This is a genomic window from Gilvimarinus sp. F26214L (genome assembly GCF_054401055.1).
In genome coordinates, this window is the sequence record NZ_JBTIYG010000010.1 from 1 (window position 1) to 25,342 (window position 25,342).

Consider the following 25,342-nt stretch of genomic DNA (forward strand, 5'->3'; position numbering starts at 1 on the left):
TCACGCAACCATCATCCACTGCCAGGGTGAGAGCTACAGAAGGAAAACGATCCAGAAGAAGGGATCATAGGTTCAGCGTCAACCGGCCAAGTTAATTGACGCTGAACCGGCCACGATAGTTGACGCTGGATATTATGAAACTGGAAGAGCTGAAGGATGAAGTCCGGAAGACAAGAGGATCATCGCCGGCGGTTTCGATCAAGACAGCCCAGTTGAGTTCGGATATCGAGGCCAAGAAGCTCGCAGTGTCAGAGGAGATCGAGAAGGAAGTCTGCAGCAAGGTAATGGCGGGTAGCGGGCTGCCCTCTGACCACATGGCTCATCGTATTGCCGTCCCTTACGACCAAGTGACCCTGGGGCAATTTATATGCGCTGCCAAGTCAGCTGGTGCTTTTATTGAGTACGGTAAGCCATCCTTCTTCAACAGTGCATATACCGTCAAGACCCAGACCATTACGCTGGAGTTCACAGAAAGAAATAGCGCAGCCGGTAGCATTCTTATACTGAATGCATTTGAAACGGCCCAAGGACGTGCGAAGCCCTCCACCGACCAGGAGGCTATGCTAGCGACTTTTGAAGTATACGCTGCATTCAAAAACGCCGGACGTTAGGACTATCAGTCCCAAGGATGGGACAGAAACGCCAACTTCGTTTTACCTGAATTGGAGTAGTTCAGACCATATCTAAACTACTCCACCTAAATACTTATCTCTTTGCTTAGCGGGAAGAATTCGCGCTCGATATAACGTGTGCCAACACCCGCCATTGCCTTCATTGGCGCATTTTCCGCGTCGTATGTGTATGTGTGGTAGGTTGTTCGCAGACTCTTCCGATATTGTCTTGAGAAGTGCTGCAGAATCCGCCCTATATTGCGCCCTCTATACTCTCTGATGACTCCGAGGATAGGGCCAAATGTTCTGTTGGAATATGGATAATGTAAAACGATAGTCAGTCCTACCCATCGATCGCCATCCGTAGCTACGATTATCCCTTCCGGCTTGGCACTTGGTGAGTGAAACATCTGCTGCTGGTAGACACTGAACGGTGGGAACCAATCTCCTGCTCCAGGGCTATCTTTGAGGAGCTCTTGATGCAGGTCATATATTCTTTTCTGTGCTCGCTCATCATTGGGAAGTTCAGCCATCGTCCGAAATCCGATCCCGGATTCCCTCATACTCGATATAACTTCATCTATTTTGTCGTCACTCGGCCCCATTGCTGTCATAGCATGTGCAACTACGCGGCGGCCAGCTTCGAATCCCCGCCGTTGGGCGAACGACAATGATTCGACGTCATCCGCCCAAACCCAGCTCGACAGTCTTCGCACTCCTTTATCTAAGGCGAATGCGAGCATTTCGTCATACAGCTTACCTCCGACCCCTCGATTTCGCACGCTTCCGGCAGAATCAATAACCACCTGAATAAAGCAGTCTTCTGCATTGGGCTGACGTGTCATTTGGCGAAAGCCGACAATGCCCTTTGATGAATGCTGGGCAACCGAGACGCGAACGATTGCGCCCTGACCCGAAAGATCCTCCCAGAACTCTCTTATATGGCTCCGCTTTAGTTGGACGATGCGGGAGATCTTTTCTACTTGATGAATGTCTTGGTCGACATCTAGTAGTCTCACGACAACGCTCATTGTTCTCTCCGCTGTTTGTTGTGACAGCCGTTTTTATGGCGAAGTCTTCTAGCTATTCGGATCTAAATGCGCGCCAGCCGCAGGTATTTGAACTTGTTATGCGCGTGAAATCGTTCTTAAGCTTCGCCCAACGAGGCCAACGGTTTACATGCTTATACAGGAGGACCTTGCCGTCTCGTACTCCCAGCAGAGTCTCGCCTATTGGCCTGTTGATGTATTGCCTCCAGAATTGCTCGTTCTAGCTGTGGATCGTCATGCTCGCTATCATAGGGTGAGACTTCTATATGCGGAGAGATACCTTTACCTTCGATTTGATGATCATCTAAATACATACCAAACACGGACAGGTAAAGGATAAACCCGCGATCCTTGTTCGCAAAACCGCCCAGGCCTCCAACGAATGCGCCGGCGGTCGTCGTGCCTATCAGGGTAGCTCTATCCGACTTTTTAAACTGGTACGCTAAGGCCTCCTTGCCGCTCCTGACACCACCATTGATGAGGACTACCAGCGGGCCTGAGTAATACACTGAATTCGTCGTCCGTTCCGGCTTCATGTATTCCGAATGTCCTTCGCGATCTAATTTCTTGGCAACAAAATAGTCATTCGTATCTGGAAAGAACGGGTCAAGATACGGCCACCACGCGCCTCCATAGCCGTCTCTCAAATCCAAAATGATTCCATCGACGTCTGAGAAAGTCTCGAGAACCGTAGTCCTTAATGTATCGAGGAACTGTTGATCGGTCCCCGCCCAAAGATGAAGGTAGCCGAAGCGCAAATCGTCTCTTTTTATAATTTTCACGCTCTCGCGCGTAGCTTGCGCGAGAGCCGCATGTATGGACTGCTCAATCGGCTGAACGGTTACGCTCCGCCGCGTTCCATTTCGCGTGATAACGTCGATTTCTACAGCCCGGCCTTCATATGAAAAGAAGGCGGAGTCTTTGGTCGGCTTTACGCCTTTCACAGCGGTTATAATATCGCCGCGCTTGATCCCAGCCCGGTAGGCGGGGCCGCCCTCCAACACGGCATCTACTAGCAATCCATCCTCGCGCGACGACGATTGAATGCCGATGTGCACGACTTTAGGACTCGCGATGTCACGGGTTGTGAACATAGATCGAAACAGGTAATAACCAAGGTCATTTTCGTCGTATAAGTACGTGTGGGAAATGCCTAAACTTGTCAGAAAAGGATTGATTACGTCTGCAACACTCGCCTGCGGGTTTTCTCGAAGTTGCACATTAAGTTCGTCGTAGACTTCTGGCAAGAAACGGGTGCTCAACTCGGGCGGGTAAATATTTTCTTTTGCGAAAACCCATATATCGGACAGATCGTTAGGTCGTGGATCGTCGGCGTTAGCGAGACTCGTGAGCGACATAAGACCAGCTAAGACGAGCTTACGGGTCGCGTGAGGAATTACTGATCTTCTCTCTCTCAGCAAGGTTTACCTCCACGCCTATTGGCGTTCTGACGTCGTAGCCTGACGTGATGAGCGACAATTTCGGGTTGCCGTTGAAGATGATAGCGGCAATTTTCAGCCATGGCTTTACTGCGCTCCTCTCGGCGGTCGCGTGCACATCCGCCAAGACATACAGGTAGAGCTGGACAAGCTCTACACGTTGGATCGGCTACCGGTTCATAGTTCGACCAATACTGACCGTTCTCGTTTTGCTCACTAACTGCTTTGTCGAGAGCTCCCACCGCGCGGTGTTCCATATCACTATCTAGCCCACACTTATGAAGCTCTCCGTCAAAGTTTACGACCCATCCGCGCTGGCTGACGGCGCTACACGGAAGATTAGAAGGTTCCGGAAATCCGTACAGGGATTCACCTGCCACTGGCACACCTCGAGCATTCAGGAAATCCAGCCACTTATCATGAAGGTCGTCAAAACGGTCATTCTGACAAGCCGGGGTAGGAGACCATTCTTGAGTTGCAGCGACGGTAAAATCGGTCACTAAAGCTGGATAGGGGTAAAATCGCATATCACGCGATAACCAGCCTCGGCTGTCGAATGTCTGGAGTAATGACATCGCTTCATCTATGTTGCCATCGTCGACATTCACCCGAAGCCGAATAGCGAACTTGCCGATGACAGCCTCGAGGCCGCGCATCGTATCTTCGTACGAGGATCGTGTTATTAACTGCCCTTTCCACGGTCGGCGAGCATCGTGTGTGGCGGGGCTCCCATCTAAGGTGATCTGAAGTGTCTCGACTCCCCCATGACGAGAGGTGTTTAGCAAGCTCTGCGGTTATCAGCGTCGCATTCGTGATAACCTGTGCGCTATAAGGAATGGACTTTTCGTTACACAGCCTCAGAAACGCTTCCGACAACCGTCCGAGCGTTCGTTTGGCCAATAATGGTTCGCCACCGAACCAGTCGACAACCAGTGCAGGAACATCTGATGGACGTAACTGATCTTCGACAAATTTGATCAGCTGCTGCTCTGTGTTTTCATCCATCAGTCCTTGTTTCTTACCCACGAAACAATAGCTGCAACCAAGATTGCAGGCGAACGTTGGATTAATGGTAAGGACTAAAGGGAGCCCTTCAGCGCGGTTGGCGCTTCCGTTCTCAAGCGCGAGCAATTCATCGAATTCCGCTTGAACTAAGAACCCCCCGGCAATCAGGGCGCCACCTAAAGAGGCTGCGTTAGCGCCAAGTAACCTGAAATCTACGTCCTTTTCATGGGCATCCACTAACGTCCTACGAACCCGCTCAAAATCGACAGGGTCGAAATCCAAGCATGCTCCCGTGAACGCGTTGAAAATAGCACCACCACCGCCATATTCCTCAACGGGCACAATCCAGTTGTACCGAGATGGCTTCCAACGCGTGCAGAGTTCTGTCATAGCTTGCTTAAGCATGATTCCTCCTTTTGCGCACCCGCGCTGCCCTACTCGGGTAGCTGCCGGAAAACGAGCTCTCGTTCGGCCAGCTTTTCCGAAGGCTTCTAGGCTTGCTGTTTCAGCAGCTCTTCCACGATCACCTCTGAAGCCTCTACACGCTTTCGAAACGTGTCCTTAGTCACTTTGCCTGGAGGGAGCGGAGGCGCGATACAAGTTTTACCGGAGTAGCAAAAGTATCCTTCCAGTCCAGGCGCGGGCCCATTTGCGCAATCTTTCCGAACTTTGATCCAGTCGACGCGATAATTTGCATGATTCATCTCAAACCTCCAGGCTACAAGTTTCGAAGAAGGAGCAGAGAGAAAGTACCAAAGGTGGTATCGCCGTCAAGTTGCGCGTGAGCGGACGAACTCGAAGTTGTCGCGAATTTCGCGGATTTGGCATGAGAACACCTATGCGTCGTTATCACACGAACAAAATTAATTTGCGAGCCGTTCAAGATGATCAGCCCACAGTTGCAACCATTTCCGACACTCATCGTCGTAGCCGTGCAGATCATACGTTCCTTGAATTCCTTTTCTCGAATGTCCTAGAACAGCCTCCGCCACTTCGTTAGGGCACTGTAGCCGAGAAAGTCCGGTCCTGACCGTACGCCGGAGGTCATGTGGAGTCCACGTCTCAATATCTAGCATTTTCCCAGATTGGCGAAGCCTCCACGCCTGCTCGGTGAGCTGCTTCTGCAGTATCGGTCTGCCCGTTTTTTGGGAGGGAAACAAGTACTCACCCGTGGTAAGACGCAAGCTTCGGAGGAAGTCGACCGCCTGAGTCGGGAGCTGCACGTAGCGCTCGACGCCCGTTTTCGAATCACGTATGTGGAACGTCCCTTTCTCCAAATCGATATCCTTCCAGGCAGCGTCACAAACCTCGCCCGTGCGGCAGCCGGTCCACAAGGTGAACCTGAGGACGTTTTTCTGAGTTTGGGTGTAGGCTGAGCCAGGTAGCCACTTTAGAAACGTAGCAAGCTCATTGTCCGAAAGCACTCGCCGCCCCCGCTGTGAGGTCAACTTGACTTTCGCTTGACGCAAGCTGGACTTTGCAAGGAGCGCCGGGTTTGCGAACTCCTCAGGAAGCTCTCCAAGCCCGATGGCGAACTCGTAGGCGGCGGACAGCTCCCGAAGCACGTTGCCGGCCTGGACGTTGGCCCCCCTACCAACAATTTTCATGATCATGTCGACAACATCCTTCCGGGTTACCTCCGTGGCTGGTTTTGTACCCAGCTGGGCAACAGCATCTCCGTATAGGGTGCGCCGAGTTTCGCTTTGACCTTTTGGCTTCCTAACTCCCGAAATTCGCTTTCCGTTTGGCGCCCTGCGATCTTCGATATGCTGCGTAAGATAAAGCTCTACCAGATCTGTAACAGTGAAGTCTCGCTTGAGTCTTTCCGCCCTCTCTTGCTCCTCTTCTTCATACTTTTTTCTTTTCAGCTCCGCCGCCGGACACAAGCCTTGCTTTCGCATGCCTTTAAGGCGTTGCAGCTCGATTCTGGCCTCTGCAAGCGATACCAGCGGAAAATTCCCTATTTTCACCTGCACCAGTCTCCCTGTTTCCGGGCTGGTGTATCGGTAGAAAAAGGTTTTCGTGCCCCCGGCGCCGCACGTAACTCTTAGCCCGCGATTCTCCCCGGTATCAGCGACATCCCTGCCACCGGGGCGCATGGATTCAACTGTCTTGGTGGATAGAGGTTTGTTACTCTGTCGCGTCGTCATAAGCTGCTGCCCTTGAGGCGTTAAACTATTCTTGTTCGTTAAGCATCCGAGGATGCAAAAGTGTAGGTTTTATCCGGTCCTGCAACACTAATGATATCACAACCTACACTTTGACCTACACTTATGAACGGGATTTGGTGGCGCTACCTGAGACTACTAGAGACCTCCTGAGACCAAGTAACCGCTGAAAACCTCAAATGAATCAACGAGTTAAGACAGACAAGCACTTGAACAACAAACAGAAATACTCTGAACACACACCAATGATGCAGCAATACCTGCGCATCAAGGCCCAGCACCCCAACGAGCTGGTGTTCTATCGCATGGGCGATTTCTACGAGCTGTTTTACGAGGACGCCAGGAAGGCGGCGCAACTGCTGGACGTAACTCTGACCGCCCGCGGCAAGTCGGCGGGTGAGCCGATTCCCATGGCGGGGGTGCCCTACCACGCGGCGGAAGGCTATCTGGCGAAGCTGATTAGACTGGGGGAGTCGGTGGCGATTTGCGAGCAGGTCGGTGATCCGGCCGCGAGCAAGGGGCCAGTGGAGCGCAAGGTGGTTCGCATCGTGACCCCGGGGACCTTGACCGATGAAGCACTGCTGGACGAAAGTCGGGACAATCTGCTGGTGGCCGTGAGCCAGATGGAGGACCGCTTCGGGATTGCCCATCTGGACATCGGCAGCGGGCGCTTCCAGGTATTGGAGGTAGAGGGCGATGAAGCGCTGACTGCGGAAATCGAGCGCCTCAATCCCGCCGAGCTGTTGCTGCCGGACGACTGTGCGGCGCTGGAGGGGCTGGCGAAGCGACGCGGGGCGCGGCGGCGGCCGGGCTGGGAGTTTGATGACGATACGGCCCACCAGTTGCTCACCCGTCAGTTTCAAACCCAGGATCTGTCCGGCTTTGGCTGCGATCACCTGACCCTCGCCCTGCGCGCTGCCGGCTGCCTGCTGGGCTACGCGCGGGAAACCCAGCGCACTGCCCTGCCCCATATCCGCGCCCTCACTCATGAAAACAGGGAGGAGACAGTCGCCCTGGACGCGGCCACCCGCCGCAATCTGGAGCTGGACCGCACGCTCAATGGTGACGACGACAACACTCTGCTCGCAGTCCTTAATCACTGCGGAACCGCCATGGGCAGTCGCCTGCTGCGCCGCTGGATCAACCGCCCCCTGCGCACCCTGAGTGTTCTGCAGGAACGCCAGGATGCGATTGCCGCCCTCAAGCAGGACTACCGCTTCGAAGGCATTCACCAGCACCTGAAACAGATCGGCGACCTGGAGCGTATTCTCGGCCGCCTCGCCCTGCGCTCGGCGCGCCCGCGGGACCTGTCCCGCCTGCACGGATCACTGGCTGTTTATCCGCAGCTGCAAGGCGCCCTGGCGGAGCTGGGCTCGCCCCTGCTGACCCGGCTCGCACACTCCATCGCCACCTTCCCGAATCTGGTGGACTTGCTGGAGCGGGCCATTGTGGAAAACCCGCCGGTGGTGATCCGGGACGGGGGCGTGATTGCCGAGGGTTACGATGTCGAGCTGGACGAGCTGCGCAATATCAGCAGCAACGCGGGCCAGTATCTGGTGGACCTGGAGACTCGGGAGCGGGAGCGCACGGGGATTTCCACCCTGAAGGTGGGCTTCAATCGCGTTCACGGCTACTACATCGAAATCTCCCGCGGCCAGTCGGCCGAGGCACCGGCGGACTATATTCGCCGGCAGACCATCAAGAATGCCGAGCGCTTCATCACCCCGGAGTTGAAGGAGTTCGAAGACAAGGCGCTGTCGGCCAAGAGCCGCGCTCTGGCCCGGGAGAAGGCCCTTTACGAGGCCCTGCTGGAGACGCTGAACGAATCCCTGCTGCCACTGCAGGAATCCGCCGCCGCGGTGGCGGAGCTGGACGTACTGACCAACCTGGCGGAGCGATCCGTTGCGCTGAACTTTACCCGCCCCGAGCTGCGGCAGGAGCGCGGCATCGAGGTTGAAAACGGTCGCCACCCGGTGGTGGAGCAAGTCATCGACTCGCCCTTCATCCCCAACAACCTGCACCTGAACGACTCGCGGCAGATGCTGATTATCACCGGACCCAACATGGGCGGTAAGTCCACCTATATGCGGCAGTCCGCCCTGCTCACTCTGCTGGCCCACATTGGCAGTGACATCCCCGCGGATCGCGCCACCATTGGCCTGGTGGATCGCATCTTTACCCGCATCGGTTCCTCGGACGATCTGGCCGGCGGGCGCTCCACCTTCATGGTGGAAATGACGGAAACCGCCAACATTCTCCACAACGCCAGTGAACGCAGTCTCGTCCTGCTGGATGAAATCGGCCGCGGCACCAGCACCTTTGACGGCCTCTCCCTCGCCTGGGCCGTGGCGGATCACCTGGCCAGGATGGGGGCGTTCACATTGTTTGCCACTCACTATTTCGAACTGACCCAGCTTGCCGCGGACCTCGCGGGGGTTGCCAATCTGCATCTGGACGCAACGGAACACAGGGACAGCATCGTCTTTCTTCACCAGGTTCAGGATGGGCCCGCCAGCAAGAGTTACGGCCTGCAGGTAGCCCGTCTGGCAGGCATTCCGGAGCCGGTTCTGCATACGGCAAAGCAGCAATTGCAGCGCCTGGAGCAGTCCGGCCCGGACTCCCCGGAGCAGCAGGCCATGCCCGAACCGAAACGGGCAACCGCCGGGGTGGTGGACGGCTCACCGCAGCAGGCAGAGTTGTTCAGCGCGCCCGCGCCGCACCCAGCCCTCTCGCTTCTGGAAGCGATGGACCCGGACAACCTGAGCCCGAGGCAGGCCCTGGAGAAGCTTTATGAACTCCACGCCCTGACCAGGAAGAGTCGGTAAAGAGTAAGGAACAGCGCCGGGAAAAGACGGGCTCCGGCATAAGGTAATAACAAATAAGCTCCACGCGCCATCTTTATCGGACCGGCAATTCTGCTAGAATGCGCGCTGAATTTGTAATGGAGGTTCGCGAACCATGACCTTTGTAGTAGGAGATAACTGCGTAAAGTGTAAGCACACCGATTGTGTGGAAGTGTGCCCGGTGGACTGCTTCTATGAAGGCCCGAACTTCCTGGTCATCCATCCGGATGAGTGTATCGACTGCGCCCTGTGTGAACCGGAGTGCCCGGTGAACGCAATTTTCTCGGAAGACGAACTGCCGGGGGATCAACAGGACTATCTGGAGCTGAACGCGAAGCTCGCTGAGGTCTGGCCCAACATCACCGAGAAAAAACCGGCTCTCCCCGATGCGGACGAGTGGGACGGCGTGGAGAACAAGCGCCAGTATCTGGAAGGTGTTCCGGACGATCTGGAGTAGGCCTCGGCCCGGGTCCGAGCCGGGAGTTGAACCCAGCAAAAAGCCGCATCCTGGATGCGGCTTTTTTGTGCCTGGAGATTGATGTTGGGTTACGCTGCGCTAACCCAACCTACGTTATGGTGCCATTCCTCGGTGCGTTCGTAGGTTGGGTTAGGCCGAAGGCCGTAACCCAACAAGAGGCAGTGCTTGCGGGCATGGTCTGCGTGGCACGCTGGTGTTGGGTTACGCTGCGCTAACCCAACCTACGGGATGGCGATTCCTGGGGTACGTGCCGATATACAAAAACCGCACCTCGGGCATCCGGGGTGCGGCTTTTGTTGGCCGGGCTTGAAGGATCAGGCGCTGAACAGCGCTTCTCCGTTCAGGCCCTGCTTTTCGAGGATGTCCCGCAGGCGTCGCAGAGCTTCCACCTGGATCTGACGCACGCGCTCACGGGTCAGGCCGATTTCGCGGCCCACTTCCTCGAGCGTGCTCATCTCGTGGCCGCGCAGACCGAAGCGGCGGGAAACCACTTCGCGCTGCTTCTCGGTGAGCTCCAGCAGCCAGTCGTCGATGCTGGCGCTCAGGTCGCTTTCCTGCAGCAGGGCTGCCGGGTCCGAAACGTTCTGATCGGGGATGGTATCCACCAGCACCTTGTCGGAGGACGGGCCGATGGGTACGTCCACGGACGTCACCCGCTCGTTCAGGCCAAGCATTCGCTTGACGTCTTCCACCGGCTTATCCAGCAACTCGGCGATATCTTCCGGGCTCGGCTCGTGGTCCAGCTTCTGGGCGAGCTCACGGGCCGCGCGCAGGTAGACGTTCAGCTCCTTGACCACATGAATGGGCAGGCGAATGGTGCGGGTCTGGTTCATGATCGCCCGCTCGATGGTCTGGCGAATCCACCAGGTGGCGTAAGTCGAGAAGCGAAAGCCGCGTTCCGGGTCAAACTTCTCCACGGCGCGAATCAGGCCCAGGTTACCTTCCTCGATGAGGTCGAGGAGCGCCAGACCGCGGTTCACATAACGCCGGGCAATCTTCACCACCAGGCGAAGGTTGCTTTCAATCATGCGTTTGCGCGAAGCGTCGCAACCTTTAAGGGACAGTCGCGCAAAGTAGACCTCTTCCTCTGCACTCAGCAGCGGGGAGAAGCCGATTTCATTCAGATACAGTTGGGTTGCATCAAGGCTCTTCTGAACCTTTTCCTGAGTTTCAGCATAACGATCAGCGGAATCGGTTTTACCGGAAGATTTGCCGCCGAGCTCATTCTCTTCCTCGCCATTGGCGTCGTCCAGCTGATAGTCCGGAAGGACGGTGGTGGTCTCGTCGTCGGACAAGTAAGTATCTATCTCTCTTTGTGCTGCCATCTGTTCGTTAGCCCTGTGAGTATTTTCGGTGTTTGTTTCGTATCGGCTTGCGCCTTGTTGCCCCGTTTAATCTCGACCAGCAGGCTGGAAATTGGCGCCAGAGCGCCTCCTGACCTGCGAGCTTTCTTGTACCTGCCATTGCGAACCGATGGCCGCAGTGTTCTTGGTTTTTGATGGCTCAAGCTCGGCTTTATCGATTGCGTGAAGGTAGATACCGCAGAGGATCTACGGGCTTACCGTCACGTCGAATCTCAAAATGGAGCTTATCCCTGTTGGTACCACTTGATCCCACTTTGGCGATCTGCTGCCCAGCTTTTACCGTTTCGCCTTCCGCCACCAGCAGTTTGCTGTTGTGTGCGTAGGCGCTGAGATAATTCTGGTTGTGTTTTATGATCAGCAAATTGCCGTATCCGCGGAGGCCGTTCCCTGCGTAAACAATGGAACCCGCCTCAGCAGCACGGACAGGTTCTCCCTTTTCAGCGCTGATATCAATACCCTTATTCAGCGCCATCTCCCCGGAGTAGCCGGAGAGAATCGTGCCATCCACCGGCCACTGCCAGTTGAGCTTGGAGTTCCCGGTCCGGGTTTCAGCAGCAGGCTTTGTGGAAGTTGCTCGATTATTTGAACGTTTTACAAACGGTCGCGAATCCTGAGCGGGCTTTGGGGATGCAGGCGCGGGCGCGGCTGCCACCGCCGGGGCAATATGGCTGAGGTCGAGATTGAGGCGCTGGCCGGGAAAGATGGTGTAGGGCTCAGCCACCCGATTTGCGCGGGCTAATCTTCGGACATCCAGATCGTAACGCCAGGCAATGGAATAGAGAGTGTCGCCTTTCGCCACCACATGAGTCGTGATTCTCTGGCTCGGCGGCTGCTCGAGAGCCGCTATCGGCGCCCGGTAAGGTTGCCCACTGCACGCCACGAGCATCAATGTGGTTAAGATCTTGACCACCTTGAGCTGAATCGAAGCCAGTCTTATAACTAAATTCACCTGATTACTCGCTGGACCGGGGGCTCATTTATTGATCAATGATATGTTGGCTGCCGGTCTAATTGTGTTCTCTTATTAAAAATTTATCTAAGACGAGCACCCAGAAATTACGAAAAGCGGACCAGGGTCGCAATATTGTGCGCCACATCGCACTTTCGCATGGGAAAGTTTGACGTCAACGGTCCTGGCGTCTCTCACCTCTTTGTCCAATCCATTCGAGGCCCAGTACCAGCGCTACCCCGAGTATGGCGGCCAGAATTGCCCCCATGAGGAGCGGGTCCTCGCCCACTAAAGTCGCATACTGCTCGGGTAAGAGATTTCGCTGGACCAGAGGTTCCCACTCGCCGTGGCGGTTCTGATAACTGGTCACAGTCTGCTTCCAGGGCCAGATCATCTGCAAGGAGCCCACAAGAAAGCCCGTCAGGGCGGCCAGTGTGGGGCCATGAAAACGGTGCAACAGCCAGGACAACACATGAGAAAAGGCCAGCAGGCCCACCACGCAGCCCGCGCCGAAACTGGCCAGGGGCACCAGATCAAAGGTGCTGATGGCTTGCAGAAAGACTGGATACAAACCGAGCAGCAGCAGGATAAAGCTGCCGGAGATTCCGGGCAGGATCATCGCGCAGATGGCGATGGACCCACCGAGAAAGAGCACCCAGGGACTGTCCGGCAGTTGGGCAGGATTGGCCATGGTGATGCCCGCCGCCACGGCGATGCCCAACAGGAAGGTCACGACTTCCGCTGCGGCCCAGCCTTTCAGTTGACGGGCCACATAAATTGCCGACGCGCACACCAGTCCGAAGAAAAAGGACCAGACGAGAATCGGCCAGGTTTCCAGGGAATAGGTGATGATCCTTGCCAGGGTCAACAGGCTCAGCGCAACGCCCGCGAAGAGTGCCAGGAGGAAGTTACCGTTGACGTGCTTCCAGGCGGCGCCCGGCCCCTCGCTGAACAGCACGGTGAGGGCCGCCAGATCGAATCGGCGCAGAGAGTCGATGAGTTCTTCGTAGATGCCGGTGATGAAGGCGACCGTACCGCCCGAAACACCGGGCACCACGTCCGCCGCCCCCATCGCCATGCCCCGGAGAAAGAGCCCCGGGTAGCGACCCAGGATCTTCACCTTGTAGTGCCGGAAAGAAGCGGAACGAACTTGACCGGTTCCAGCTTCTGGGTAATGAATTTCTCACTGTCGCCGTCGCGCAGCACCAGGGTCAGGACCTGCTCCTCATCCCCCACCGGAATCACCAGGGCTCCATTGGGCGCGAGCTGATTCAACAGTTCCCGCGGGATTTCCCGGGGGGCCGCGGTGGACAGAATCGCGTTAAACGGTCCTTTGTCCGGCCATCCAAAGCCACCGTCCGCATGGTGCAGATGCACATTGCGCAGGCCGAGCTGCCGCAGGCGGGTACGCGCCTTGTCCTGCAGCGGCTTGATGCGCTCCACGCTGTACACCTCCGCCGCCAACTGGGCGAGTATTGCGGTCTGATAACCGGAGCCGGTGCCCACCTCCAGAACCCGGTTCATCTCTCCCGCCGCCAGCAGGATTTCGGTCATCCGGGCCACGATGTAAGGCTGGGAAAGGGTCTGGCCATAGCCGATGGGCAACGCGCTGTCTTCGTAGGCGCGGTGAGAAAGGGCTTCATCCAAAAACAGATGTCGGGGAGTCTCGCGAATACAGTCCAGCACCCTGTTGTTGGTAACGCCCTGCTCACGCAGGCGGTTAATCAGGCGCACCCGGGTGCGCTCCGAAGTCATCCCGACACCGGCTAAATTTAACTGACTCAAGCCAAAATCTCCCCAAGTACAACTGTGCCGGCCCATGCCGGAAGCGGCGCTGTATCAGCGCTGTCTGTCGCAGCGCTCCGCGCATTGAGCTCGCGGCCACCGTCTGTTTTGTTGGCGGATATTATAGGTGCAGCAGGCACGCAGGTCATCCTGCGCGGGAAGGGTTTTCGAGCTCCGCAATCTCCCGCAGAACCGCCGTGGCGTACTGGCCGGGCGCCAGGCTGAATTCCAGCTTCAGGGTGCCGCTGTTCAACTCACCGGAGAAGCCCATGGGCCGGCATATCAAGGGGCGGCGCTCCTGCTGCAGCCCCAGATGCTCCAGGCCGTGACACCAGGCGCCCCAGGGTTCCAGGACCGCAGATTCCAGCGCTGCCGTGTGGTCGCCGACATGCGAGCGCCCCCTGCCCCATAACGGTCCCGTGGGCCCGTCCTCCCGATCCCCACTGAGGCATTGCTGCCAATTGTTTGCGCGCACCCGCTCCGACAACACCAAGTTGAACAGCCAGGATCTGGCCGCCGACATGACCAGCCCGCGCAGTTTGCGGTCTTTAATCCTCTGGCCCTCTACTAACAGTCTGTCGGCCTGCTCGAGATTTCCACCGTTGCAGCCAAAGCGTTGCTCGCCAAAATAGTTGGGGACGGCCTTACCGACCTGGGTGAGTCGATCGCTCAGCTCGCCCTGCAAGTCCCGCAGCACAATCCCGAAGCGGTTGGCCCGGTGCATCCCCGGCTTCAATTTACGGCTGTGGCGGGATACGGTCAGAACCTCCACCCCTTCGGGGTTGAATTCCTTCCAGTTCGGCTCCGGGCCTTTGGGGAGGTAGACGCTGAACCACTGGCTGGTAACCGCTACGCGATCCTTGAGGCCGCAGTAGCCCACATCCATGGGGCGCACACCACTGAATCGCGCAATCTGGCCCGCAAGCCATTGAGTGTTCTGCCCCCGCTTGCGCAGGTGCAGGTAGAGGTGCTCGCCCTCGCCGGAGGGCTCGAACCCCAGATCCTCGTCCACCTGAAAGTCTTCAGGTTGGCTGCGAAAGCACGCGGACACAGTCGGAGTGCCCCAGGCCCGGGTGAAGTCGAGGGAGAAGCGGCTCGGGCCGTCCGTCACCGAGCCGTCCATCACCGGACCTTTAATCACTGGGCCTTTAATCACTGGACCTTTAATCCCTGCGAAAGGGGCTCAAAAGAACCACGGACTGGGCGGCAATGCCCTCGCCGCGGCCGGTGAAGCCCATCTCTTCGGTTGTCGTGGCTTTGACGCTCACCCGGTCGGCACTCACGTCCAGGTCCTCAGCGATGTTGGCGATCATATTGGGAATGTGGCGGGCCATCCGCGGGCTCTGGGCGATGATGGTGCTATCGCAGTTTTCCACGTGCCAGCCGGCGGCGCGAACCTTGGCCTTAACCAGTTGCAACAGAGTGCGGCTGTTGGCGTTGCGGTACTGTGGATCAGTGTCGGGAAAGTGCTTGCCGATATCGCCGAGGGCCACGGCCCCGAGCAGCGCATCGCACAATGCGTGCAAAAGCACATCCCCGTCGGAATGGGCCAACACGCCCTGATCGTGTGGAATGATCACGCCGCCGACCACAATGCGGTCGCCGGGGCCAAATCTGTGTGCATCAAAACCCTGCCCGATCCGCATCAGCACTTCTCCCGCGTTTGTGATCTGAGAATGAGGTCCGCCAGTTCCAGGTCGCCCGGTACGGTGATCTTGAGATTGTCCCGCCGACCGGAAATCATCCGCGGATGGAGGCCGAGTGCCTCCACGGCCATGGCCTCATCCGTGGGCACGCCCCCTGCGGCCTGCGCCCGCATGGCTCGCATCAGCACGCCATAGCGAAACATCTGCGGCGTTCCAGCGGCCCAGATGTTGGTCCGATCCACCGTGCGCTGCACATGACCGCTGTCGTCAACGAACTTCAATGTGTCGCTGAGGGGGTGGCCCAGCAGCCCTCCGGTGGGGTGGTCTGCAAGTGCTTCCATGAGCTGGTGAATCGCTTCGGCGGTAACGCACGGCCGCACCGCATCATGCACAAGCACCCAGTCCTGATCGGCGGCCCGGTTCTGCAGGTTTTCCAGCGCGTTGAGTACCGAGAGGTTTCGCTCGGCGCCCCCGCAAATGGTTTCCACCCGCGGATCGCCGGCAATATCAAGCGTGTTCCAGATTTCGTCGTCGGGGTTGATCGCCACCAGCACCGAGCGGATTCGCGACAGTGCCAGCAGCCGATCAATGGAATGCTCGATGACGGTTTTACCCCGCAGCGAGAGATACTGCTTGGGGCGAGAGCCGCCCATGCGCCGACCAACGCCGGCGGCAGGTACGATGGCCCAGTAGGACGCTGCTTCGCTCATTGGCCGGCTGACTGCCCTGCAGGTTTTTCTGTCTCGTCGCCGTCCACGATCATATAGAAGGTTTCCCCCTCCTTGACCATGCCCATCTCGCTGCGGGCCCGCTCTTCAATCAGGCTTACACCGGTCTTCAGTTCCTGCACCTCCAGGGCCAGAATGCGGTTGCGCTCGCGCAGACGTTCGATTTCGTCTTCCTGGGCCTGGATCTCCCGCTGCAACTGCACCACTTCCGCAATGCTGCCGTCACCGATCCACAAACGGTATTGCAGCAACAACAGACACACGACCAGTGCCGAGATGAGCCATTTCATTGTTTAGTCACCTTGGTTCAGTCACCTTGCGTCCTGAGTTACGCACAACGGTCAGCAAACATTAGGGGGCCCAGGCCGAACATCCATGCCCGGTCTGGTTGAGAGATCAGACAGTCGATCAACTCTTGAACTCGGCCCGACCGCGATACGCAGCCTTGCTGCCCAGCTCCGCTTCGATGCGCAGCAAGCGGTTGTACTTGGCCACGCGGTCGGAGCGGGACAGGGAACCAGTCTTGATCTGGCCGGCGGCGGTGGCAACCGCGAGGTCGGCGATGGTGGTGTCCTCGGTCTCCCCGGAGCGGTGGGAGATCACAGCAGTGTAGCCCGCATCCTTGGCCATTTTGATCGCGTCCAGAGTCTCGGACAGGGAGCCGATCTGGTTGAACTTGATGAGGATGGAGTTGGCGATGCTCTTCTCGATGCCCTCTTTCAGAATACGGGTGTTGGTCACGAAGAGGTCGTCGCCCACCAACTGAACCTTGTCACCGATCTTCTGGGTGAGGGTCGCCCAGCCGTCCCAGTCGCTTTCGTCCATGCCGTCCTCGATGGACAGGATGGGATACTTACCCGCGAGCCCCGCCAGGTAATCCGCAAATTCCCCGACCGTGAAAACCTTGCCTTCGCCGGCCAGATCGTATTTGCCGTCCTTGTAGAATTCGGACGCGGCACAGTCCAGCGCCAGGGTGATGTCATCGCCCAGTGAGTACCCGGCACGCTGTACCGCTTCGGCGATGGCTTCGATGGCGCCCTCGTTGGAGGGCAGGTTGGGGGCAAAGCCACCTTCATCGCCCACTGCCGTAGCAAGGCCCCGCTCGCTCAGCACCTTCTTGAGGCTGTGAAAAATCTCCGCGCCCTGCCGCAGGGCTTCGGCGAAGGTCGTGGCCTTCACCGGCTGGATCATGAATTCCTGGATATCCACGTTGTTGTCCGCATGCTCACCGCCGTTGACGATGTTCATCATGGGCACCGGCATGGTGTACTCGCCGGGCGTGCCGTTCAGCTCGGCGATGTGCTGGTACAGGGGGACCTTCTTCGCGATGGCCGCTGCCTTAGCGGCGGCGAGGGAGACTGCCAGAATGGCATTCGCGCCGAGCTTGGACTTGTTCTCGGTACCGTCCGCGTCGATCATGAGCTGGTCGATCTTGCGCTGATCCGCGGCATCCTGCCCTTTCAAGAGGTCATTGATTGTGGTGTTGATGTTGTTGACGGCCGTCAGGACGCCCTTGCCCAGATAGCGGCTCTTGTCACCATCGCGCAGTTCCAGGGCCTCCCGCGAACCGGTGGAGGCGCCGGAGGGCGCGCAGGCGGAGCCGACCGCGCCCGATTCAAGAATCACGTCCGCATTCACGGTGGGGTTGCCGCGGCTATCCAAAACCTCAAAGGCTTTGACTTCCACAATCTTTGTCATTGAAGCGTCTCCAAATTTTATTAAACGATTTTGTCTCTGATCGCTCGTCAGTCGCGCGATGCTCCACCGGGCGACAGGTGACCAGCGGCCTGCTGGGTTAATTCCGGGTTGCTCAAGGTTGTGTCTATTCGATCTCCAGAGGAGGCAGACTCTTGCATAGCTCATCCACCGCCCTGGCCTGTTGCAGCAACGGCTCCAGCTTGTCCAGTGGCAAGGCGCTGGGGCCGTCGCACTTGGCATTGGCCGGGTCCGGATGGGTCTCGAGGAACAGCCCCGCCACCCCCACGGCCATTCCGGCGCGAGTCAGTTCGGGGGTTTGCCGCCGTCGCCCGCCCGAGGCCGCGCCACCCGGGTCGCGGCACTGGAGGGAATGAGTCACGTCGAAAATCAGCGGGGCCCCCTTACTGACTTCCTTCATGGTGCGAAAGCCGAGCATATCCACCACCAGGTTGTCGTAACCGAACACTGCGCCGCGTTCGCAGAGCATCACCTTGTCATTGCCGGACTCGGCAAACTTCTCGACGATGTTGGCACACTGGGAGGGGCTGATGAATTGCGGCTTCTTGATGTTGATCACCGCTCCCGTTTTGGCCATGGCGGTCACCAGGTCCGTTTGCCGGGCCAGAAAAGCAGGCAGTTGTATTACATCGCAAACCTCCGCCGCGGGCTGGGCCTGGTGAACTTCATGCACGTCCGTTATCACCGGCACGCCAAACCGGGTTTTCACTTCCTCCAGCATCTTCAGGCCCTCATCGAGGCCGGGGCCGCGGAAGGAATGAATGGAGGATCGGTTGGCCTTGTCGAAGGATGCTTTGAACACGTAGGGAATCGAAAGCTTCGCGCACACTTGCACGAAGTGCTCGGCAACCTCCAAAGCCAGGTCGCGGGACTCCAGCACGTTCAAGCCGCCAAAAACGACGAACGGCAGATCGTTGGCAACGCTGATGTCGCCGATGGTAAGTTTCCTGTTGTCCATTTTCCTCGCTACCACTGTGATGTCTTTGCCCAGCCGCGATCAGCTGCCGCGATGTTTGTTGGCCGCTTCAATAAAGCTGGTGAACAGCGCATGGCCGTCCCGCGGCGTGGAGGTGAACTCCGGGTGGAACTGGCAGGCCACGAACCAGGGGTGATCCGGCAGTTCCACCGTTTCCACCAGCGTGTCGTCCGCCGACCAGCCACCAATCCGCAAACCGGCCTGCTGCAGCCGGTCCACATAATTGTTGTTCATTTCATAGCGATGGCGGTGGCGTTCCATGATTACATCGTCGCCGTAAATTTCCTGGATTTTGGAGCCTTTCACCAGCCGGCATTCCTGCGCGCCCAAGCGCATGGTGCCCCCCAGATCGGAGGACTCATCGCGCGCTTCCACTTTGCCGCTGGCGTCCAGCCATTCGTTGATCAACCCGATCACCGGATTGGGAGTGTGCTTGTCAAACTCCGTGCTGTTGGCGGTTTCCAGGCCCACCACGTTGCGCGCGAATTCAATCACCGCCACCTGCATACCCAGGCAGATGCCCAGATACGGAATACCGTTTTCCCGGGCGTAGCGCACCGACATGAGCTTGCCGTCCAGACCGCGCTCGCCAAAACCACCGGGGACCAGAATGCCATCGGCTTTTTCCAGGAGCCGGGTGCCGTGCTCTTCCACATCTTCGGCGTTCAGGTAGATCACATTCACCTTGGTGCGGTTGCGAATCCCGGCGTGCTCAAGGGCTTCGTTCAGGGACTTGTAGGCGTCCAGCAGGTCCATGTACTTGCCCACCATGGCAATGGTGACCTCCCGCTGGGGGTTGAGCTTGGCTTCGACCACCTGATCCCACTCGTGCAGATCCGCCGGCGGCGCATCGATGCCGAAATTGTCGAGCACGATCTGGTCCAGTTCATACTGGTTCAGCAAGCGGGGAATGGCGTAGATGGTGTTTGCATCCGCCAGAGGAACAACGGCCTGGTAGGCCACATTGGTGAACAGAGCGATTTTCCGGCGCGAGTCGTCGTCGATGGCCTGCTCTGAGCGGCACAGCAGAACGTCCGGCTGCAAACCGATGGAGCGCAGCTCCTTCACGGAATGCTGGGTGGGTTTGGTCTTGGTCTCACCGGCCGTGGAGATGTAGGGAACCAGGGTGAGGTGGATGAGCTGGGTGCGTCCCCGCCCCAATTCCGCCTGGAGCTGACGCACCGCTTCCAGGAACGGCTGGGATTCGATGTCGCCCACGGTGCCGCCGATTTCCACCAGAGCGATGTCGTAGTCCTTGCCCCCTTCCAGAATGCGCCGTTTGATTTCGTCCGTGATGTGGGGAATGACCTGCACGGTGCCGCCCAGGTAGTCGCCGCGCCGCTCCTTGCGCAGCACGGTTTCGTAGATGCGTCCGGTGGTGAAATTGTTGCGCCGGGTCATTCGGGTACGAATGAAGCGCTCGTAGTGCCCCAGGTCCAGGTCGGTCTCGGCACCGTCTTCGGTGACGAACACCTCTCCGTGCTGGAAAGGACTCATGGTGCCCGGATCCACGTTAATGTAAGGATCGAGCTTGAGTATTGTGACCTTCAATCCCCGCGCCTCCAGGATCGCACCCAGGGAAGCGGATGCGATGCCCTTGCCCAAAGAAGAAACCACACCGCCGGTCACGAAAATAAATCTAGTCATTTAAGCCCTTTCTCAACGAAGAGTTGCAATCGCCAATAGTTGCTCGGCCTGGGACAGGCCAGGAACCAGTGTCTGGAAGGAGTGGAAAAGCAGCAGGATCTACAAGCCCTTGAAATTGCGGGATTTTAGACCGTCCAGGGAGCGCCGCCTTTGTACTCGAGATGGGACGTCAGGGTACCAGAAAGGCCCTTTTGCCTCAATTGGAAACTGCTGCAGCCAAGCTCTGACGAGGCCGGCCCTCGGCGGTGGGTTCCGCCCTCGGCAGCGCGGAAATGGGACTTTTTTGCCCGGCTGGTAGTCCAATTGCCATAGTGGATGCCGAGCTTTCGGCGTCGCTCCACAGACTCATGGAGGAGGCTTCAATCATGGCCATTCGCTACTTCGCACTGATCTACGGCACGATCTTCACCATCATCGGGATCGCCGGCTTCATTCCCTTTCTGGTTACGCCGTACGGCATTGCGGACCCGGACCTCGCCGTTACCGGAGCCGCGGGCCATCTGTTTGGGCTCTTCCCCGTAAACGTGCTGCACGACCTGGTACACATCGCCTTTGGTATCTGGGGGCTTGCAGTCTGGCGCAACACCGCCAAGTCCAAGTCCTACGCGAAGGCCGTTGCGGTAATCTACGCCATCCTGACCGTCATGGGGCTCATTCCCGCCCTGCGGACCACGTTCGGATTGATCCCCCTGCACGGCAATGATGTATGGCTCCATCTGTTGCTTGCCGGCGGCGCTGCCTACTTCGGCTGGGCCTATCGACCCGCAACAGTGGCCCACGGCGAACGCCGCCACTAGCTGCCGCCAAGGCTCAGTCACTCTGGCCGACCGGCCCACACTCCGGGGCCGCCGGCCACTTCCAGCTCAGGCGGTAACCCGGTTCACCCGGTGCCGCCGCAAAGCCCTTGCAGACCCAGAGGTCGCCGACCGCTGCCAGTTGATTATTGACGTAGATCAGCGGGACCCGGTCCCGCAACCACGGCTCCAGCTCATATTCCTGCAACAGCTTCTTGAGGGTCTGGGAATGGCCCCGGTGGGCGGGCCGACAGCGTTCGCCCCCTTGTCGCCAGCGAAGCTCTACCGGACCGCTCACCCTCAGTCCGCCGGAGCCGACCGTGGCTTCAAGGGCACTGCCGTCATCCAGTACCAGTGCGTCCTCCGGGTTCCACATCCCCGACACCCTCGAAGGCGGAGGAAGCGTCGGACCCAGGTACAGCCGCTCGCGAAAGTAGCTCAGTGTGGCGCCGAACCAGTGCAGCCCGCTGGATCCGGCTGGACGCTCGGGATCGAGAAACTGCTTGCGGGCCTCGCGCAGATGTTTTTGCTCCATGGGCGGGAACTGCCTGTCCAATGCCCAATACCGCAGCAGGTTGTTCTGGCGGTGGTCTGGCAGTCTGCGCAGCACGTTCCAGTCCAGACTCCACCCCCAGCGCTCGCGCCGCTCCCCGCAGGCGATCCGATCCATGCTCCCCAGGTCCCGGCTCAACAGCTCCGCCTGCTGACAGGCCTCCGCCGTCCGTCCGAAAGCCTCGGCGTAATGGGGCCAGCGCTGCGCGAGCACCGGCAGGACCCGCCGGCGAAGAAAGTTGCGGTCGAAGCTGTCGTCCTGATTGCTTTCGTCATCGACCCAGTCAAGCCCCTCCCGCTGCAGATAGCTTTCCAGCTCACTTCTGTCGACCTTCAGCAGAGGGCGCAGCAGGCGGCCGGCCCCCAGTGGCCGCTCGGGAATGATGCTGCCGAGGCCGCGCGGACCTGCTCCGCGCAAAAGCCGGAACAGCAATGTCTCCGCCTGATCGTTACGATGGTGACCCAGAAGCAACGCGTCACCCTCTTCCAATTGGCTTTCGAAGAACCGGTAGCGGGCGACCCGCGCCGCATCCTCAAGCCCGCGCCCGGAGCAGGTCACTTCAACTTTCCCGGCCCGAAACTCCACGCCCCACTCAGCGCACCGCGCCTGGCAGTGCGCCTGCCACTCCCCGGCGCGGGGCGACAAACCATGATTGACGTGCAAGGCAATGACCGGCTGCCGGGGCCGAACGGCCACAAGAGCCGCTAACAATGCGGTCGAGTCCAGGCCACCGCTGAACCCCACCAGCCAGCGCCGAACCGGGCCGGATCGCTGCAGCGTCTGCCACAAACTTCGCGGTGTGAATGAGGGCGATGTGATCATGGCGCCATTAAAGCCGAAATCAGTCCCGGGCGAAACGGCGGCCCGATGCCGGGTTCAGCCCGGGCCCGCACTTGTCAGACAAGACCTCAAGGGGCAGAATCTCCCGCTTGTCGCCACAGATCTGCGCAATCTCATTGCTCTGACTCTTGCGAACCGACAGAATCCACTCACTTTCCCCGGACGAGTTGGCAATACAACCGACTGAACCGCAACCGACACGAGGCCACATGAGCAAACAGAGCACAGCGTACGGAAGCTGGTCGTCACCGATCACCGCGGAACTGCTTACCCAGGCCAATGTGGGCTTTTCGGAGCCGCACATCGAGGGCTCCAGCATCTACTGGCTGGAGTCGCGCCCTCTGGAGCGGGGCCGCACGGCCATCGTCCGCCTGAACGAGAAGGGTCAGAAAGAAGAGTTGCTTCCCGCACCCCTCAATGCCCGGTCCCGCGTCAATGAATATGGCGGGGGGAGCTATTGCCTGGACGGCGAGCAGGTGTACTTCGTCCAGTTCGACGACCAGCGCATTTACGCGCTGGCGGACAAGGGAGGCCGGGCGGCTCCCCAGCCTTTGACGCCCGAAGCGCAATGGGCCTTCGGAGACCTTACCCTCGACCGGTCCCGTCAGCGACTGTTGGCCGTGCGCGAGGATCACAGCGCGAGCGGTGAAGCCGAGACCACCCTGGTGGCCATCTCGCTTTCGGGGGACGCTGAGCCCCGGGTGCTTCTTCAGGGGCGCGCCTTCTATTCGAGCCCGGCCATTTCCCCCGACGGGCGCCACATTGCCTGGCTCTGCTGGGATCACCCCAACATGCCCTGGGATGGTTGCGAGTGCTGGCTCGGCGAGTTCGACGCCAGCGGCGCCATCGTTGACGCCCGCCTCGTGGCCGGCGGGCCCGACGAATCCATCGTCCAGCCTCAGTGGTCGCCGGGCGGTGATCTCTTCTTCATGTCCGATCGCAGCAATTGGTGGAACCTGTACCGTTACCGGGATGGCGCGCTTGCGTGCGTGCGCGAGGAGGATGCGGAGTTCGCAGGCCCCCAATGGGTGTTCGGCGCCTCGACCTACGCCTTCCTCAACAATCAGGAGGTGCTGGCGAGCTATACCCGGGACGGCGTCTGGACGCTCTGTCGGATCCACCTGGAATCCGGCGAGCGGCAGGACGTGGACACGGGTTTGTGCGATCTGGGTTACGTGCGGGCGGCCCGGGGCCAGGCGGTCTTCATCGGTGCTTCAGAGCGCTCCTTTGCCGCACTGCATCGCTACTCCCCCGACAGCAACCGCTGTGAGCCGCTGGCCCACTCGGGCACTCTGCCGGTGGCGGAGGATTACATCGCGGCTGCGGAATCGATCCGCTTCCCTCTGAGCCAGGAGTCCGGGGAGGGACACGCCTTCTTCTACCCGCCCTGCAACCGGGATTTCGAAGGTCCCGCCGGCAGTCGGCCGCCCTTGCTGGTGCTCTGCCATGGCGGACCCACCTCGGCCACCCGCAACTCTCTCAACCTGAAGATTCAGTACTGGACCAGCCGGGGTTTTGCCGTGGCCGACGTGAACTACGGCGGCAGTACAGGTTTTGGTCGCCACTACCGGGAACGGCTCAAGGGCCAGTGGGGCGTGGTGGACGTGCAGGACGCGGTGGATTGCGTGGCCTTCCTTGGGGATCGGGTCGATCGCGACAGGGTGGCCATTCGCGGCAGCAGTGCCGGAGGCTACACGGTGCTCGCCGCCCTGACCTTCCACGATGTATTCAAGGCGGGCGCCAGCCTCTACGGCATCGGTGATCTGGAAACCCTTGCCACGGACACCCACAAATTCGAGAGCCGTTACATGGACAATCTGGTGGGCCCCTACCCCGAGCAGAAGGAATTGTATCGGGAACGCTCGCCCATTCACCATGTGGACCAGCTGAATTGCCCGGTGATCTTCCTCCAGGGGCTGCAGGACAAGATCGTGCCTCCCAATCAGGCCGAGGCCATGGTCCAGGCTCTCGACAGCAAGGGTCTGCCGGTGGCCTATGTCACCTTCGAGGAGGAGGCTCACGGTTTCCGCCAGGCGCCGAACATTCGTCGCGCCCTGGAGGCTGAGCTGTACTTCTACTCGCGGATCTTCGCCTTCGAACCCGCCGAAGCCATCGAACCCGTTCCCCTTCGCAATGCAGACCAGCTTGCGGAGCGGGGCTGATGGGGCGCTGGCGACCACCCCGCCAACGGGGCTCCAAATACATTACCCGGGCGGGCGCTGAAGCCTTGCAGGCCGAACTGCGGCAGCTCTGGAAGGTCGAGCGCCCCAAGGTCACCGACGCGGTCCATGAGGCGGCCAAAAATGGTGACCGCTCGGAGAACGGCGATTACATCTACGGCAAGCGGCGCCTGGCGGAAATCGATCGCCGGGTGCGGTATCTGAGCAAGCGCCTGGACGAGTTGACCATCGTGGACGGCGTTCCGGCCCGACAGGACAAAGTCTACTTCGCTGCCCATGTGACCGTGGAAGACGAAGATGGCGCAGAGAGCACGTACCAGATCGTCGGCCCCGACGAGTTCGACCTGCGCCAGAACCGAATCAGCATGGACTCGCCCCTCGCCCGGGCCCTGCTCGGCAAAGAGCTGGATGACGAGGTGGAGATCGAAACACCCACCGGCCGCAAGGCGTACTTCGTAACCGGGATTCGTTACGGCGGATAATCGGCGGGCAATGGCCCAAGAATAAAAAATCGAGACCTGTGCTGTTCATCATTGGCCGGTCTCTTGTTGTTACTTCGCAAATCACCTGG

General features: G+C 58.9%; 23 protein-coding genes. 6 read left to right on the forward strand and 17 right to left on the reverse strand.

The genetic code is table 11. The features are described 5' to 3' along the window. Positions 1-134: 134 nt before the first annotated feature. Positions 135-611 carry a hypothetical protein gene (locus ACURWW_RS12140; RefSeq protein WP_445617446.1) on the forward strand — a complete coding sequence of 159 codons (477 nt, stop codon included), beginning with the start codon at positions 135-137 and terminating at the stop codon, positions 609-611. A gap of 86 nt (positions 612-697) precedes the next feature. Here the strand turns inward: ACURWW_RS12140 and ACURWW_RS12145 are convergent, their stop codons facing one another. The 5 genes from ACURWW_RS12145 to ACURWW_RS12165 all read right to left on the reverse strand — a co-directional run bounded on the left by ACURWW_RS12145 (position 698) and on the right by ACURWW_RS12165 (position 6,254). Then, positions 698-1,642 (reverse strand): GNAT family N-acetyltransferase, encoded by a 945-nt coding sequence (locus ACURWW_RS12145; protein ID WP_445617445.1) that lies wholly within the window; start codon positions 1,640-1,642, stop codon positions 698-700. Positions 1,643-1,794: 152 nt separating this feature from the next. After that, entirely contained in the window at positions 1,795-3,018 is a 1,224-nt protein-coding gene (locus ACURWW_RS12150) for a S41 family peptidase (protein ID WP_445617444.1), read from the reverse strand. A 56-nt stretch (positions 3,019-3,074) separates the two neighbouring features. Beyond that, a complete protein-coding gene (locus ACURWW_RS12155) occupies positions 3,075-3,755 on the reverse strand; it encodes an SPASM domain-containing protein (protein ID WP_458618493.1) in 681 nt (226 codons plus the stop codon). After that, complete coding sequence (locus ACURWW_RS12160) at positions 3,679-4,509, reverse strand: radical SAM protein (protein ID WP_445617443.1); 831 nt, start codon at positions 4,507-4,509, stop codon at positions 3,679-3,681. The genes ACURWW_RS12155 and ACURWW_RS12160 overlap by 77 nt, the downstream gene beginning before the upstream one ends. Positions 4,510-4,967: 458 nt before the next feature. Beyond that, positions 4,968-6,254 carry a tyrosine-type recombinase/integrase gene (locus tag ACURWW_RS12165; RefSeq protein ID WP_445617442.1) on the reverse strand — a complete coding sequence of 429 codons (1,287 nt, stop codon included), beginning with the start codon at positions 6,252-6,254 and terminating at the stop codon, positions 4,968-4,970. A gap of 197 nt (positions 6,255-6,451) precedes the next feature. Between ACURWW_RS12165 and mutS the strand changes: the two genes are divergently transcribed. Beyond that, a complete protein-coding gene (mutS, locus tag ACURWW_RS12170; RefSeq protein WP_445617441.1) occupies positions 6,452-9,097 on the forward strand; it encodes a DNA mismatch repair protein MutS in 2,646 nt (881 codons plus the stop codon). Positions 9,098-9,230: 133 nt separating this feature from the next. Next, a complete protein-coding gene (fdxA, locus tag ACURWW_RS12175) occupies positions 9,231-9,572 on the forward strand; it encodes a ferredoxin FdxA (protein ID WP_445617440.1) in 342 nt (113 codons plus the stop codon). 335 nt (positions 9,573-9,907) lie between these two features. Here fdxA and rpoS read toward each other — a convergent pair whose 3' ends face one another. From rpoS to ACURWW_RS12230, 11 genes are all read right to left on the reverse strand, one after another. After that, positions 9,908-10,918 (reverse strand): RNA polymerase sigma factor RpoS, encoded by a 1,011-nt coding sequence (gene rpoS, locus ACURWW_RS12180; protein WP_445617439.1) that lies wholly within the window; start codon positions 10,916-10,918, stop codon positions 9,908-9,910. 190 nt (positions 10,919-11,108) lie between these two features. Continuing rightward, positions 11,109-11,756 carry a peptidoglycan DD-metalloendopeptidase family protein gene (locus tag ACURWW_RS12185; protein ID WP_445617438.1) on the reverse strand — a complete coding sequence of 216 codons (648 nt, stop codon included), beginning with the start codon at positions 11,754-11,756 and terminating at the stop codon, positions 11,109-11,111. Between the two features lie 325 nt (positions 11,757-12,081). Continuing rightward, positions 12,082-13,026 carry a polyprenyl-phosphate transporter gene (locus ACURWW_RS12190; protein WP_445617437.1) on the reverse strand — a complete coding sequence of 315 codons (945 nt, stop codon included), beginning with the start codon at positions 13,024-13,026 and terminating at the stop codon, positions 12,082-12,084. Next, on the reverse strand, positions 13,023-13,661 hold the full coding sequence (locus ACURWW_RS12195; RefSeq protein ID WP_445617436.1) for a protein-L-isoaspartate(D-aspartate) O-methyltransferase: 639 nt from the start codon (positions 13,659-13,661) through the stop codon (positions 13,023-13,025). The genes ACURWW_RS12190 and ACURWW_RS12195 overlap by 4 nt, the downstream gene beginning before the upstream one ends. Positions 13,662-13,836: 175 nt before the next feature. Continuing rightward, positions 13,837-14,847 carry a tRNA pseudouridine(13) synthase TruD gene (truD, locus tag ACURWW_RS12200; protein ID WP_445617435.1) on the reverse strand — a complete coding sequence of 337 codons (1,011 nt, stop codon included), beginning with the start codon at positions 14,845-14,847 and terminating at the stop codon, positions 13,837-13,839. A 7-nt stretch (positions 14,848-14,854) separates the two neighbouring features. Further along, positions 14,855-15,337 (reverse strand): 2-C-methyl-D-erythritol 2,4-cyclodiphosphate synthase, encoded by a 483-nt coding sequence (gene ispF, locus ACURWW_RS12205; RefSeq protein ID WP_445617434.1) that lies wholly within the window; start codon positions 15,335-15,337, stop codon positions 14,855-14,857. Continuing rightward, positions 15,337-16,047, reverse strand: a complete 711-nt coding sequence (gene ispD / locus ACURWW_RS12210) for a 2-C-methyl-D-erythritol 4-phosphate cytidylyltransferase (protein ID WP_445617433.1) — start codon at positions 16,045-16,047, stop codon at positions 15,337-15,339. The genes ispF and ispD overlap by 1 nt, the downstream gene beginning before the upstream one ends. Continuing rightward, on the reverse strand, positions 16,044-16,355 hold the full coding sequence (gene ftsB, locus ACURWW_RS12215; protein WP_445617432.1) for a cell division protein FtsB: 312 nt from the start codon (positions 16,353-16,355) through the stop codon (positions 16,044-16,046). The genes ispD and ftsB overlap by 4 nt, the downstream gene beginning before the upstream one ends. 118 nt (positions 16,356-16,473) lie before the next feature. Then, positions 16,474-17,763, reverse strand: a complete 1,290-nt coding sequence (gene eno / locus ACURWW_RS12220; RefSeq protein WP_445617431.1) for a phosphopyruvate hydratase — start codon at positions 17,761-17,763, stop codon at positions 16,474-16,476. A gap of 124 nt (positions 17,764-17,887) precedes the next feature. Further along, positions 17,888-18,739 (reverse strand): 3-deoxy-8-phosphooctulonate synthase, encoded by an 852-nt coding sequence (kdsA, locus tag ACURWW_RS12225; RefSeq protein WP_445617430.1) that lies wholly within the window; start codon positions 18,737-18,739, stop codon positions 17,888-17,890. Between the two features lie 39 nt (positions 18,740-18,778). After that, complete coding sequence (locus ACURWW_RS12230) at positions 18,779-20,404, reverse strand: CTP synthase (protein ID WP_445617429.1); 1,626 nt, start codon at positions 20,402-20,404, stop codon at positions 18,779-18,781. A 365-nt stretch (positions 20,405-20,769) separates the two neighbouring features. On the opposite strand from ACURWW_RS12230, the gene ACURWW_RS12235 reads away from it, so the two are divergent. Continuing rightward, the gene (locus tag ACURWW_RS12235) at positions 20,770-21,201 is read left to right on the forward strand and encodes a DUF4383 domain-containing protein (RefSeq protein ID WP_445617428.1); all 432 of its coding nucleotides are present in this window, start codon (positions 20,770-20,772) and stop codon (positions 21,199-21,201) included. A gap of 13 nt (positions 21,202-21,214) precedes the next feature. On the opposite strand, the gene tilS is transcribed toward ACURWW_RS12235, so the two are convergent. Further along, positions 21,215-22,573, reverse strand: a complete 1,359-nt coding sequence (tilS, locus tag ACURWW_RS12240) for a tRNA lysidine(34) synthetase TilS (protein ID WP_445617427.1) — start codon at positions 22,571-22,573, stop codon at positions 21,215-21,217. 227 nt (positions 22,574-22,800) lie between these two features. Here tilS and ACURWW_RS12245 point away from each other — a divergent pair, with 227 nt between their 5' ends. Further along, complete coding sequence (locus ACURWW_RS12245) at positions 22,801-24,753, forward strand: prolyl oligopeptidase family serine peptidase (RefSeq protein ID WP_445617426.1); 1,953 nt, start codon at positions 22,801-22,803, stop codon at positions 24,751-24,753. After that, on the forward strand, positions 24,753-25,253 hold the full coding sequence (gene greB, locus ACURWW_RS12250; RefSeq protein ID WP_458618494.1) for a transcription elongation factor GreB: 501 nt from the start codon (positions 24,753-24,755) through the stop codon (positions 25,251-25,253). Before ACURWW_RS12245 ends, greB begins: the two co-directional genes overlap by 1 nt. The last annotated feature ends 89 nt before the right edge of the window (positions 25,254-25,342 follow it).